Origin of the sequence: Streptomyces sp. NPDC005878 (genome assembly GCF_040629815.1) — a bacterium.
Classification (GTDB): domain Bacteria; phylum Actinomycetota; class Actinomycetes; order Streptomycetales; family Streptomycetaceae; genus Streptomyces.
This window is the reverse complement of sequence record NZ_JBEXWK010000013.1, coordinates 183959-196540: the sequence shown is the minus strand read 5'-3', so window position 1 is coordinate 196540 and position 12582 is coordinate 183959. Positions and strand designations below refer to the sequence as shown.

General features: G+C 75.5%; 12 protein-coding genes. 7 read left to right on the top strand and 5 right to left on the bottom strand.

Annotated features, from left to right (window positions below; genetic code table 11):
• Nucleotides 1-185: 185 nt before the first annotated feature.
• Nucleotides 186-1577, bottom strand: a complete 1392-nt coding sequence (locus ABZ404_RS20895) for a HAMP domain-containing sensor histidine kinase (RefSeq protein WP_358990659.1) — start codon at nucleotides 1575-1577, stop codon at nucleotides 186-188.
• Nucleotides 1574-2275: a response regulator transcription factor gene (locus tag ABZ404_RS20890; protein WP_358835950.1), complete on the bottom strand. Its 702-nt coding sequence runs from the start codon at nucleotides 2273-2275 to the stop codon at nucleotides 1574-1576. The genes ABZ404_RS20895 and ABZ404_RS20890 overlap by 4 nt, the downstream gene beginning before the upstream one ends.
• A 111-nt stretch (nucleotides 2276-2386) precedes the next feature.
• On the opposite strand from ABZ404_RS20890, the gene ABZ404_RS20885 reads away from it, so the two are divergent.
• Entirely contained in the window at nucleotides 2387-2950 is a 564-nt protein-coding gene (locus ABZ404_RS20885; RefSeq protein WP_358835951.1) for a hypothetical protein, read from the top strand.
• A 30-nt stretch (nucleotides 2951-2980) separates the two neighbouring features.
• Here ABZ404_RS20885 and ABZ404_RS20880 read toward each other — a convergent pair whose 3' ends face one another.
• Both ABZ404_RS20880 and ABZ404_RS20875 read right to left on the bottom strand, forming a co-directional pair.
• Complete coding sequence (locus ABZ404_RS20880; protein WP_358835952.1) at nucleotides 2981-3895, bottom strand: fused MFS/spermidine synthase; 915 nt, start codon at nucleotides 3893-3895, stop codon at nucleotides 2981-2983.
• 7 nt (nucleotides 3896-3902) lie between these two features.
• A complete protein-coding gene (locus ABZ404_RS20875) occupies nucleotides 3903-4352 on the bottom strand; it encodes a hypothetical protein (protein ID WP_358835953.1) in 450 nt (149 codons plus the stop codon).
• Nucleotides 4353-4582: 230 nt separating this feature from the next.
• Here ABZ404_RS20875 and ABZ404_RS20870 point away from each other — a divergent pair, with 230 nt between their 5' ends.
• Entirely contained in the window at nucleotides 4583-6043 is a 1461-nt protein-coding gene (locus tag ABZ404_RS20870) for a tetratricopeptide repeat protein (protein ID WP_358835954.1), read from the top strand.
• Nucleotides 6044-6139: 96 nt separating this feature from the next.
• On the opposite strand, the gene ABZ404_RS20865 is transcribed toward ABZ404_RS20870, so the two are convergent.
• A complete protein-coding gene (locus ABZ404_RS20865; RefSeq protein WP_358835955.1) occupies nucleotides 6140-6745 on the bottom strand; it encodes a histidine phosphatase family protein in 606 nt (201 codons plus the stop codon).
• Between the two features lie 193 nt (nucleotides 6746-6938).
• Between ABZ404_RS20865 and ABZ404_RS20860 the strand changes: the two genes are divergently transcribed.
• From ABZ404_RS20860 to ABZ404_RS20840, 5 genes are all read left to right on the top strand, one after another.
• A complete protein-coding gene (locus ABZ404_RS20860; RefSeq protein ID WP_358835956.1) occupies nucleotides 6939-7820 on the top strand; it encodes a phosphatase PAP2 family protein in 882 nt (293 codons plus the stop codon).
• Nucleotides 7741-8925 carry a hypothetical protein gene (locus ABZ404_RS20855; RefSeq protein ID WP_358835957.1) on the top strand — a complete coding sequence of 395 codons (1185 nt, stop codon included), beginning with the start codon at nucleotides 7741-7743 and terminating at the stop codon, nucleotides 8923-8925. Before ABZ404_RS20860 ends, ABZ404_RS20855 begins: the two co-directional genes overlap by 80 nt.
• The gene (locus tag ABZ404_RS20850; protein ID WP_358835958.1) at nucleotides 8916-10502 is read left to right on the top strand and encodes a hypothetical protein; all 1587 of its coding nucleotides are present in this window, start codon (nucleotides 8916-8918) and stop codon (nucleotides 10500-10502) included. Before ABZ404_RS20855 ends, ABZ404_RS20850 begins: the two co-directional genes overlap by 10 nt.
• The gene (locus ABZ404_RS20845) at nucleotides 10502-11842 is read left to right on the top strand and encodes an AAA domain-containing protein (RefSeq protein ID WP_358835960.1); all 1341 of its coding nucleotides are present in this window, start codon (nucleotides 10502-10504) and stop codon (nucleotides 11840-11842) included. Before ABZ404_RS20850 ends, ABZ404_RS20845 begins: the two co-directional genes overlap by 1 nt.
• A 194-nt stretch (nucleotides 11843-12036) precedes the next feature.
• Nucleotides 12037-12387 (top strand): hypothetical protein, encoded by a 351-nt coding sequence (locus tag ABZ404_RS20840; protein WP_358835959.1) that lies wholly within the window; start codon nucleotides 12037-12039, stop codon nucleotides 12385-12387.
• Nucleotides 12388-12582: the final 195 nt, after the last annotated feature.

The window sequence follows — 12582 nt, the reverse complement described above, 5'->3', positions numbered from 1 at the left end:
CCTCGCTGCAACTGTCGGCTGCCGCGCAGGTCAACGCCGCTGACAGTGCTCGGTACTTGGGCGACATGATGGACCAATCCTGCCCAGGGGCGCGGGGAACTGCGCGAGCCACCCGGCACGGTCCGTAGCCGGAAATGACGGCCGGCCTACCGCACCGCACCCCGCACGCCCCGGCGGTCGCGGCCCTACCCGACGGGCGGGCCGGCGCGTCGGGGCTCCGGGCGGCGGCGTCTGCCCCGGCGGCGGATGCGTGACGTTCGCGCTCCCGTCCCGCCCAGGCCGATCCACACCCGTACCTCCGTCCCGCCCAGCACCGACCGCCCCAGCCGCACGTCACCCCCCGTCGCCTCCGCCATGCGGCGCACGATGTCCAGGCCGAGGCCCGTCGAGCCGCCGCCGCTCGAACCCCGGGCCAGGGCCGCCCGGGGGTCGGCGATGCCGGGGCCCGCGTCCGAGATCAGGACGATCACCGCGTCCTCGCCGTTGTGGACGTCCACCGCGAACGCCGTGCCCTCGGGGGTGTGGCGGAAGACATTGCCCAGCATCGCGTCGAGCGCGGCGGCCAGTTCGGGCCGGGCGACCGGGATGCGTACGGGACGGTCGACGCCCGCGAGGCGTACCTCCCGGCCCTCGTCCTCCGCCAGCGCCGACCAGAACGCCATCCGGTCCCGGATGACCTCGGAGGCGTCGCACCCGGCGCCCGCCCCAGCCGGCTGGGTCTGCGGCTTGGCCTCCCGGGCCGTACGGATGATCGTGTCGACCTCGCGCTCCAACTGCTCGACCGCCGCCCGCGTCTGCTCGGCGGCCGGCCCGTCGCCCAGCGACGCGGCGTTGAGGCGCAGCACCGTCAGCGGGGTGCGCAGACGGTGGGAGAGGTCGGCCGCCAGCTCCCGCTCGTTCGCGAGGAGCTGGACCACCTGGTCGGCCATGGAGTTGAAGGCGACGGCCGCCGAGCGCAGTTCCGCCGGACCCTCCTCCGGCACCCGCGCCCCCAGCCTCCCCTCGCCCAGGTCGTGCGCCGCGCCCGCGAGCCGCTGGGCCGGGCGGACCATCCGTACGCCCAGCCGGTCCGCCACCGCGACCGAGCCGACGACGAGGGCGACGCCCACGCCCGCGAGGACCAGCCACGCCGTGGCGACGCCATTGGTGACCTCGGCCTCGGGCACGTACACCTCGACGATCGCGATCTCGCCCGAGCTCAGCGCGGTCGGCTGGAGGAGCGTGGAGCCGCCGGGGACGTCGGAGATGTAGGCGCGGACCACCTTGCGGGTCGCGTCGAGGTCCTTGCGGGCCGCCCGCCGCCGGCCGATCTCGGAGGGCGCGCCGCCCGGCGCCGCCGGGATGTGCACGGCCATCCGGCCCGCCGCGCCCGCCTGGGTGGAGGCGACGGCCCGTTCCAGCGCGTCGCGGTCGGTGGTGATCGACAGGGTGGGGCCGATCGCGGCGGCCTGGCGTTCGGCGTTGGAGAAGGCGCGGTCGCGCGCCATCTCCTTGATGACCAGGCCCAGCGGTACGGCGAAGGCGAGCACCACCATGAGGGTGACGGCGACCGCGACCTTCACCAGGGCCCATCTCATCGGCCGGGCTCCGCCCGAGGTGGCTCCAGCTTCACACCCACTCCGCGCAGGGTGTGCAGATAGCGGGGCTGCGCGGCCGTCTCGCCGAGCTTGCGGCGCAGCCAGGACAGATGGACGTCGATGGTCTGGTCGTCGCCGTAGGACTGCTGCCACACCTCGGCCAGCAGCTCCCTGCGCGGCACGACCACGCCGGGCCGCCCGGCGAGGAACGCCAGCAGGTCGAACTCGCGGCGCGTCAGATCGAGGCGCAGCCCGTCGAGTTCGGCCTGCCGGCGCAGCGGGTCGATGGAGAGGCCGCCGACCCGGATCAGCGTGGGCGGCGGCTCGGCCCCGGCGGCTCGCGCCCGGCGCAGCACGGCCGCCATCCGGGCGGACAGGTGCTCCACGGAGAACGGTTTGACCAGGTAGTCGTCGGCGCCGTCGTTGAGCAGCCGGACGATCTCCGCCTCGTCGTCCCGCGCGGTCGCGATGATCACCGGTACGTCGGTGATGCCGCGGAGCATCTTCAGCGCCTCGGCGCCGTCGAGATCGGGCAGTCCGAGGTCCAGGACGACCACGTCGAAGGAGAAATGGGCCACCTCGCGCAGCGCCTCCAGCGCTGTTCCGACGCTCCGTACGGTGTGGGAGGCCTCGGTGAGGTGGCGGATGAGGGCGGAGCGAACGAACTGGTCGTCCTCGACCACGAGCACACTTGCCATGGGCGGCACCGTACGCCATCCGGGGTACAGCGGTCCCGGCCGGGACGAGGCGGGGCGGGGCCCGGTGGGAGGGGACACGCGTGGGGCGCGTGGGGCAGTATGGCCCCCGATATGACCCCGATACACCGAGGAATCGTTCACGTCTGCGCCTGGTCGCTGGCCACCGGGGCGGCCGTCACGCTCTCCTGGTGGGGCGTGCACACGGTGATGGCCGGGACGGCGTACGACCCGCCGCGCGCGGTCCCGCTCACCGGCGACGGGCACACCGCCCAGGGGGTGCGGCCGCTCGCCTCCTCGACGCGGCGGCCGAAGGGTTCGCCGTCCCCGTCCGGCGGCCCTTCCGGCACGCCCTCGCCGCCCGCGGACCATGGGCCGAGCCGCTCCCCCGCCGCGCCGCCACCGCCCAAGTCCCCCGCCGGCCAGCCCTCTTCCAGCACGTCCGGCTCCTCCGGAGACGTGAAGGGCTACAACGTCGACGGCGGCCGGGTCGTCTTCGACATCGGGGCCACCGCGGCGGAGCTGGTGACGGCGACGCCGGACGCGGGCTGGCGGATGCAGGTGTGGAAGCAGCCGACGTGGATCCGGGTGACGTTCAGCAAGGGCACGCGCGAGGTGTCGGTCTTCTGCACCTGGTACAACCACGCGCCGACCGTGGAGCTGGACGACCGGGGCTGAGCCCGCGGGCGCCGGGCCGGCCTCCGCTTCCTAGCGGAACACCGCGGGCGGTGGTACGGGGGACGGCTTGGCGGTCGCGTCCGTCACCGGGGCCGCCCCGCCGGTGAAGTGGGCGAGCGCTCGCCCGTGTTCGACGCGTCCGGGGTGCGGGTCGCCCGCGATGCGGCGGGTGAACTCGGCCACCGGCAGCGGCACGTCCGAGGCGAGCAGGACCGCGTTGCCGAATCGCTTGCCGCGCAGCACGGTCGGGTCGGCGGCGAGCGCCAGTTCGGGGAAGAGCCCGGCGGCGGTGGCTATCTGGCCGCGCAGATGCGCCAGCGGGGGGCCGTCGGCGAGGTTGGCCGCGTAGATCCCGCCGGGCCGCAGCACCCGGCGCACCTCGCCGAGGAACTCGGTGCTGGTCAGATGGGCGGGGGTGCGGGCGCCGCTGAAGACGTCGGCGACGACCAGGTCGGCCCAGCCGTCCGGGAGCTTGGCGAGCCCCTCGCGCGCGTCCAGGGAGCGCACCCGTATCCGGGCCTGCGGATCGAGCGGCAGCTCCCGGCGGACCAGCGCCACCAGCGCCGCGTCGATCTCGACGACCTGCTGGGTGGAGCGGGGACGGGTGGCGGCCGTGTAGCGGGCGAGGGTGAGGGCGCCGCCGCCCAGGTGCAGCACCTGGAGGGGGCGGCCCGGCTCACCGGCCAGGTCGATGACGTGGCCGAGGCGGCGCTGGTACTCGAAGGTGAGCCGCTCCGGCGCGTCCAGGTCGACATGGGACTGGGGGGCGCCGTCGAGCAGCAGGGTCCAGCCGTGCGGGCTGTCCCGGTCGGGTATCAGCTCGGCGAGGCCGCCGTCGACCGGCTCCACGACGGCCTGCGGGGCGGACGGGCGGCCGCGCCGCCCGCCCGGCGCGGCCTTCGCCCCGCCCTTCGCCGTGTTCTTCGTACCGCTTCGTGCCGCCATCCGACCATTATCGGCCGCCGGCCTCGGTGATGCCGTCCGCGGCCTCGATGAGCCGGGCGGCCTCGCCCAGCGCCAGGCGCAGCACGGCCGGGTCGGTGACCGCCACCGCGTCCGGCGGCAGCAGCCAGCCGCTGCCGGGGGCCGGCGGCTCGGGCGGTCCCGGCAGGCGCAGTCCCCGTCCGTTCGTCTCGGTGCAGGCGCTGCCCGGCACGTCCCAGGCGGCGGCGGTGCCGGGCGGCACCAGGAACCCGAGGGTGTCGCAGGCGCCGTCGTGGAGCACGGGGCCGACGGCGGCCGGGGCGACCGCGCGGCGCAGGATGTCCACCGCCTCCAGGCCCTGCCGCGCGGGCACGGTGACCAGGTCGCAGGGCTCCTCGCCGCCCGGCGGTCCACCGGCGTCCCGGGTGGGCCGGTGCCGCACGGTCGTCGTGGTCGTCCCGGTGCCTTCGATGTCCATGCCGGCCTCCAACAAGGCAACCCCCACGTGGTTTCTGCGGGTTGGCGGTATCCGCATGGTTCAACGCCGGTCCCTGTCAACGGCTACGGCGGTATGCCGCCGCAAAGGATGGCAGTTCATAGCAGATCGCAGGTGAGATATCCCTTTTGTAGCCAAACTTCGTTTCTGGAAGCCGATGTTGCCGGTACGTTCTTGCTCCGCACCACCACGCCGGAGAGAGCTGTTGAGCCATGGCGACGCCCACGGATCCCCGCGCCGGAGCGAACTCCGCCGCACGACCTCCCGAACGGAATCCCGCCAAGGCACCCAACACCGCCTTCCGCGAACTGCGGGGCCAGCGCTCGCCCGGCGAGTTCGCCGCGGCGGTCCGCAGGGCGGCCCGCGAGATCGGCGAGCAGGTCGCCTGTGACGCGCGGTACGTCGGACGGGTGGAGGCCGGCGAGATCCGCTGCCCCAACTACGCCTACGAACGCGTGTTCCGCCACATGTTCCCGGGTTTGACGCTGGCCGACATGGGGTTCTCGTCGCGTGAGGCGGTACGGGGCCGGGGGGCCCGTGCGGGGTGTGGTGCGACCCCGCCGCACACCACGCCCCAGGAACACCCCGCACCCCGCCGCGGCACCATCGACCACGAGGAAGACCGTAATGACGAGGAGAGCGACGTGCTGCGTCGCGCGTTCATGACCGGCGGCTCCGCCACCCTGGCGGCCGTCTCCCTGGGGCTGCTGCCCGAGTGCGCCACCGCCGCGCCCCACGACCCCACCGACCCGTCAGCCCCGTCGGCCCCGTCGGTACGACGGGTCGGCGAGGCCGAGGTCGGCGCGGTCGAGGAGGCGGTGCGGCGGATCCGGCTGCTCGACGACCGGCACGGCGCGAACGGGCTCTACCGCAGGGCCGCCCAGCCGCTGCGCACGGCGTACGCGCTGCTCGACGCGGGCACCGCGCGCCGCTCCACGGCCGAGCGGCTGCACGCCGGCGCGGGCGAGCTGGCCATCTCGGTGGGATGGCTCGCCCATGACTCGGGCCACTACGAGGAGGCCCGCTCGCACTACGCGGAGGCGCTGGCGACCGCCCGCCTCGCGGGCGACCCGGCCCTGGAGGCGCACGCCTTCTGCAACATGTCGTTCCTGGCCAGGGACGCGGGACGGCCGCGCGAGGCGCTGCGGGCCGCGCAGGCGGGCGGGCGCGCGGCCCGTCGGCTCGGCTCCTCCCGGCTGCTGGCGCTGCTCGCGCTGCGGGAGGCGGGCGGCTGGGCCGGGCTCGGGGACCGGGGGGCGTGCGAGCAGTCGCTCACCCGGGCGCACGCGCTGTTCGCGCGCGGCCCGTCCGAGCGGGACCCGGAGTGGATGACGTTCTTCGTGGAGGCGGAGCTGGAGATGCTGGAGGCGCAGTGCTGGTCGGCGCTGGGCGACTGGTCCCGCGCGGCCCGCCATGCCCGCCGCGCGGCCTGCCTCCAGGACCCGCACTTCGCCCGCAACCTGGCCCTGTACCGCGCGGAACTCGCCGACGACCTGGCCCGCGCGGGCTTGCCGACGGAGTCGGCGGCGGCGGGGCACCAGGTCCTCGACCTCCTCACCGAGGTCCAGTCCACCCGGATCCAGGCCATGCTGGCCGACACGGCCCGCATCCTGGCGCCCCATGCGGGGTGCCCGGAAGTGGGGGGGTTCTTGGACCGGAGGGCTTCGGGGTAGGGCGCTGGTTTTGTCTGCGGGTGAGTGGTGGGTTGCTCGCGCAGTTCCCCGCGCCCCTTAAGGGTCGGTGCTTGGCTGCGGGCCGGGGTGGGCTGGTCAGACCTCCAGGTGGCCCGTGTCGTTCCACCGCTCCACCGCAGGCTGCCCGTACGCCCACCCCAGCACCGACAGCGAGGTCGGCTCCAGCTTGATGCGCGCCGCGAAACCGATCGGCTCGCCGAGCCAGCGCGCCGCGATCGACCGCAGGATGTGCCCGTGCGCGAAGACCAGCACGTCCCGCCCGGCCGACCGCGCCCACTCCACGACCTCGTCCGCCCGCGCCGACACCTGGGCCAGCGTCTCGCCGCCCTCGACCCCGTCGCGCCAGATGAACCAGTCCGGCCGGCCCGCCTTGATCTGGGGCGGGGTGAGCCCCTCGTACGCCCCGTAGTCGAACTCCATCAGCGCGTCCCAGTCCCGCGCGCGCTCCCCGAAGCCGGCCAGGTCGCACGTCTCGCGCGCCCGCGCCAGCGGGCTCGTCCGCACCTCGACGTCCGCCAGACCGCCCCAGGGCGCGCGGTGCAGGCGCTCGCCGAGCAGCTTCGCGCCCCGGCGGCCCTCCTCAAGGAGCGGGATGTCGGTACGGCCGGTGTGCCTGCCGGCGAGCGACCACTCGGTCTGCCCGTGCCGGGCGAGCAGGAGGCGCGGTTCGGCGGCTGGCATGTCAGGTCACTCCCGTGGCGCGTGGAGAATGCCGAGGGTTCGGCGGAGGTTCACCTCCATCATCGCGCACCCTTGCGGCCCTCCCCCGCGTCCTTCGGGGGTGGGTGCACAAGCGCACCCGCGACCACCGTACGGTTGAACACCTGAACGGGGCCCGAAGAGGCCCTGAAGAAGAGATGGAGAGGGTCCGGAGATGCAGCACCCCGCGCCTCGGCCCCGCTGGTGGACCGAGCTGCCGCTCATCGCCATCGTCTACGCCGCCTACTCGGCGGGCCGCCTGCTGGTGAGCGGTAGCGAGTCGCAGGCCGTCGACCACGGCCTGGCGATCCTGCGCATCGAGAAGTACCTGCACCTGAACGCCGAGCACCCGCTCAACCGGCTCTTCACCCGCACCCCCTCCCTCGGCATACCCGCCGACTTCGCCTACGCGTCGCTGCACTACCTGGTGACGCCCGCGATCCTGGTGTGGCTCTTCCGGCGCCGGCCGCTGCGGTACCGCGCCGCCCGCACCTGGCTGATGCTCTCCACCCTCATGGGACTGATCGGCTTCTCGCTGCTGCCGACCTGTCCGCCGCGCCTGCTCGACCCCTCGTACGGGTTCGTCGACACGATGGCGCAGTACAGCTCGTACGGCTGGTGGGGCGGCGAGGCCAGTGCGCCGCGCGGCATGGGCGGCATGACCAACCAGTACGCGGCGATGCCGAGCCTCCACGTGGGCTGGGCGCTGTGGTGCGGGGTGATGCTGTGGCGCTTCGGCGGGCGCCGCTGGACCCGGGTGCTGGGTGTCGCGTACCCGCTGACCATCACGTTCGTGGTGATGGGCACCGCCAACCACTATCTGCTCGACGCGGTCGCCGGGGTGGTCGTGATGGGGCTCGGACTGCTGCTCTCGCGGCCCGCGATGCGGCTCGCGAACGCGGTGCGCGCCCGTGTCGCACCCGGCTCGTTCGGCACACCGGCCCCGATTGTCAGTGCCGGATGCAAGACTTCCGCGGGTGAGCGAATTCCAGGGCAGCGCACGTCCGACGACTCCACCGCGGGAGCGGGCGACAGCCATTCGTCAGCGGCTCGCTGAGCTGCGCGGTCCCACCGCCGTGCCACGCCCGCTGGACGCCCGGGCGCTGGCGGCCCTCGCCGCCAACCCGGGCTGCCGCCGCCGCGCCCTGCTCGACGGGGCGGGCGTCGACAAGGGCGCGCTGGCCGAGGCGCTGGGCTCCCCGTCGGCGGCGTTCGGCCAGTCCCAGTTCGCCATCGCGCGCGGCAACACCTTCGAGGCCCGCGTGAAGTCCGACGGCGGTACGGAACTGCTGCGGCTGCTCCACGAGCGCACCGGCGGCGAGCCGCCCAAGGACGCGGTCGTCCCCGACCTGGCGGCGGCCGGTCCCGAGGGCCGGGCCGCGCGCACGGCCCTCGCGCTGCGCGAGGCGACGGCGTCCGGCGGATGGACGCTCCTGGAACACCCGATGCTGGCCCTGGAGGTGGCGGGCTCCCCCGCCTACCTGGAGCCGGACGCGGTGGTGATCGCCCCGGACGGCCGGTGGACGGTCGTCGAGATCAAGTCCTTCCCGATGATCGACGCGGCGGCGGATCCGTCCAAGGTGGGCGCCGCGGCCCGCCAGGCGGCGGTGTACGTCCTGGCCCTGGAGCGGGTGGCGGGCCTGGTGGAAGGGCCGCGGGACGCGGACTCCCCGGCCCCCGCCGTCGCGCACTCGGTGCTGCTCGTCTGCCCCAAGGACTTCTCCAACCTGCCGACCGCCTCCCTCGTCGACGTGCGCAAGCAGCTGTCGGTGACCCGGCGCCAGCTGGCCCGGCTCACCCGGATCGAGGAGATCGCCGACGCGCTGCCGCCCGGCGCCAGCTTCGCGCTCGACCGGCCGGCCACCGAGCTGACGGACACGGTCGAGTCCGTCCCGGCGACGTACGCGCCGGAGTGCCTGGCCGCCTGCGAGCTGGCCTTCCACTGCCGCGACCGGGCCCGCTCCCTGGATGCGGTGACGGCGCTCGGCCGCGGCCTGCGGGCCGAGCTGGGCGGGCTGACCAGCGTCGGCGCGGTCCTGGACGCGGCGCGCGGCCACGCGGGCGACGCGGCCGACCCGGCGGTGGCCGCGCTGCGCAGGGCCGCGGCGCTGCGCGCGGAGGCCCTGGAAGGCGCGGCCGCGGGAGGCGCCGTATGTCGCTGATCACCACCCTCGCCCGGCTGGAGGCCGTCGAGGCCGGACGGGCCGCGCCGCTGGCCACCGTGCGCCACCGGCACCTGGCGGACCATCCGCTCGTGCTCGTCCCGCTGACCACCTCCGGAGAGGCCGGGGCGCCGCTCGGGGCGCTGGTGGGGACCGACCGCGAGGCGCCCCGTCTGCTCGTCGTGCCCCAGCCGCGCGACCGCGAGCTGCGGTTCGCCTTCCTCGCCGAGCTCGCCGACGCCGTACTGCCGCATCTGGACGCGTACGCGGACGAGGTGGAGGCCGCCGAGCGCAACGAGACCGACCCGGAGACCGGCAAGAAGGTCAAGGTCGAGGTCGAGCTGTGCGCCGACGCGCCGCAGATCGTGGTGCCGGGCCGGGCCGCCGTCGACTTCGTACGGCTGCTCGGCCGCTCCATGCGCTTTCGCCGGACCGCCGAACAGGACCCGGACACCCCGCACCCCGCGCCCCCGCGCGTCCCGCTGCTCGGCCGCTGGCTGACGCACTACGGGGAGCGCGCCCGCGTCCCCGGCTCCGCGCTGCTGCTGGCCGCCACCGACCTGCTCGCCCGGCACTGGGCGACGGGCCAGTCCAGCCTGGAGGACCAGCACCTGGGGGCGCTGCTCGCCTGGATCGACCCGCCCGAGGGCGCCACGGGCGCGGAGGCGGCGCTGCGGGCCGAGCTCGCCCGGGACGGGGACGGGCAGCTGCTGTGCCCGCCGGCCGGCCCCGCCACCGACCCGGCCTTCGACAACAAGCTGCTCGCCCCCGCGTTCGACCGCTACGACCGGGCCCGCCAGGCGCTGTCCGCGGCGCAGGACGGCGAGGCGGCCGACGCGCGCCTGGCCGGCCTCTCCCGGGCCGAACAGGAGATCCGCCGACTGGTCGAGGGCCAGCTGCGGCCCACCTGGGAGGCGGTGTGGCGCTCCCTCGACCTGCTGCGGGAGCTGCCCGAGGCGCCGCGCGCGGCGGACCGCTGGACCCGCGACCGCTGGTCGTTCACCGCCCACCGGGACCGCGTACGGGCCGGCGAGCCGCCGCAGCCCCGCCGCGACGACGCGGTGACGGCGGCGGCCAAGCTCGCGTCGCGCGAGAGCGCCCAGGCGCAGCTGGAGGCGCAGGAGGCGCTGGACGACCCGCTGGTGATGGCCGGGCGGCGCCTCGCGGGCGAGGCGTTCGCGGGCGAGGTCGTCGACGTGGTGATGGCCTGGTCGGAGTCGAAGCGGCCGAGCCCGCGCCCCCTGGTGACCGTGCGCACGGGCGACGAGCCGCACCTGGCCGAGCGGGCGAAGGTGTTCCGCTCGCTGGACGGCAAGCCCCAGTCGGCGGAGTTCGTGGGGTACGAGCGGGACGGCTCGCTCGTGCTGCGCCTGCTCGACAAGATGGGCCGGAGCAAGGAGCCCGCGCCCGGCTCGGTGCCGGAAAAGGGCGACCGGGTGTGCTGGACGCTCTTCGAGCACGACCAGCGCGGCGGCCCGAAGCTGCCGGACCCGGAGGCCACCCCGTGGACCCACGGCGGCCCGCCGGGCACGGACGCGGAACACCCCGACCCCCTCACCCCGGAGGACCTGCTGTGATCCGTACCGAGCGCGGCTTCGACCCGGGCGCGGCGGCGGCCGAGGCGACCGCGAGGATCCTGCACGACACCCTGCACGCCGAGGCCCGGGGCGTCGTCGTGGACTCGCCGCCGGGCGCCGGGAAGTCGACGCTCGTGGTGCGCGCGGCCCTCGAACTGGCGGCGGCCGGGCGCCCGCTGATGGTGGTGGCGCAGACCAACGCCCAGGTCGACGACCTCGTCCTGCGCCTCGCCGAGCAGGAGCCGGAGCTGCCGGTGGGCCGCCTCCACAGCAGCGACGCCGACCCGTACGACAAGGCCCTGGACGACCTCGGGCACGTACGCAAGTCGTCGAAGGCCGCCGATCTGGCGGGTCTGGACATCGTGCTGTCGACGGCCGCGAAGTGGGCGCACGTCAAGGACGTCGAGCCGTGGGCGCACGCGATCGTGGACGAGGCGTACCAGATGCGCTCGGACGCGCTGCTCGCCGTGGCCGGGCTCTTCGAGCGGGCGCTGTTCGTGGGCGACCCGGGCCAGCTGGACCCCTTCGCGATCGCGGACTCCGAGCAGTGGGCGGGGCTGTCCTACGACCCGTCGGCGAGCGCGGTGACGACGCTGCTCGCGCACAACCCCGAGCTGCCGCAGCACCGGCTGCCGGTCTCCTGGCGGCTGCCCGCGTCGGCGGCGCCGCTGGTCTCCGACGCGTTCTACCCGTACACCCCGTTCCGCAGCGGTACGGACCACGGCGACCGGCGGCTCTCCTTCGGCGTCCCCTCGGACGGCTCGGCGCCGGACCGGGCGCTGGACGAGGCGGCCGCGTCGGGCTGGGCCCTGCTGGAGCTGCCCGCCCGCCACACCCCGCGCACCGACCCGGAGGCGGTACGGGCGGTGGCCCAGGTCGTCCGCAGGCTGCTCGACCGGGGTGGCGCGGCGACCAGCGAGCGCTCCCCGGACCCGGTGCCGCTGACGGCGGCCCGGGTCGCCGTCGGCACGGCCCACCGCGACCAGGCGGCTGCGGTACGGGCCGCGCTCGCGGAGCTGGGGGTGACCGGGGTGGCGGTGGACACGGCGAACCGGCTCCAGGGCCGCGAGTTCGACGTGACGGTCGTCCTGCACCCGCTGTCGGGCCGCCCGGACGCGACGGCGTTCCACCTGGAGACGGGCCGCCTGTGCGTCCTGGCCTCCCGCCACCGGCACGCCTGCGTGGTGGTGTGCCGGGCGGGCGTGACGGACCTGCTGGACGAACACCCCTCGACCGAGCCGGTCCAGCTGGGGGTCACGGTGAAGTTCCCGGACGGCTGGGAGGCGAACCACGCGGTCCTGACACACCTGGCCGAGCACCGGGTGCGGTGGCGGCCGTAGGGGGCGCGCGGGCGGCTGGGCGCACGGTGGCGGCGGTGGGGGGCGCGCGGGCGGTGCGAAGCCCCCTTGCGGGGCGTGCGGTGGCGGCAGTGGGGGGCGTGCGGGCGCTGCGAGGCCCCCTTGCGGGGCGCGGGACAATGGAGGGTGGCCCGGGGCGAACCCCGGGCCGCTGAACTGCGGCAGGAGGAGACCCGATGGCGGAGCCCGAGCGGAAAGAGCAGCGGCAGCGGCTGAGGCCGGCGCCGTTGCTGTTCGAGCCGGCCGAGGCCGCCGCCGACCCGGAGCACTTCTTCGCCCTGGAGTCGATCGAGGACCCCCGGGAGCTGCTGTCTCGCTCCACGGAGCTGGCACTGGCGTTCCGCGCGGCGGCGGACCGGGCGGTGGAGTTCCAGGCGATCGCGGCGGCCCAGCTGGCCGACCCCCGCCGCTTCGACCGCCTCACCCCGGCGGACATCGCCGAGCGGGCGCGGTGGACCGAGGACTACGCGAAGAAGATGGTGGAGTTCGGGCGGGATTTGCTGTCGCGGGGGGTGGAGCGGGGGTAAGGGGGGTGCCCGGGGGTTGTCTGCGGGCCGGTGGTGGGTTGCCCGCCGGGGCCGGGGTGCGTGGTGTTTGCCTGCGGGTCGCGGTGGGCCGGTCGCGCAGTTCCCCGCGCCCCTGAAGGCCTCGTTCGCCTGCGGGCCGGCGGGGGCCGGTCGCGCAGTTCCTCGCGCCCCTGAGCCGCCATTCGTCAGCGAACC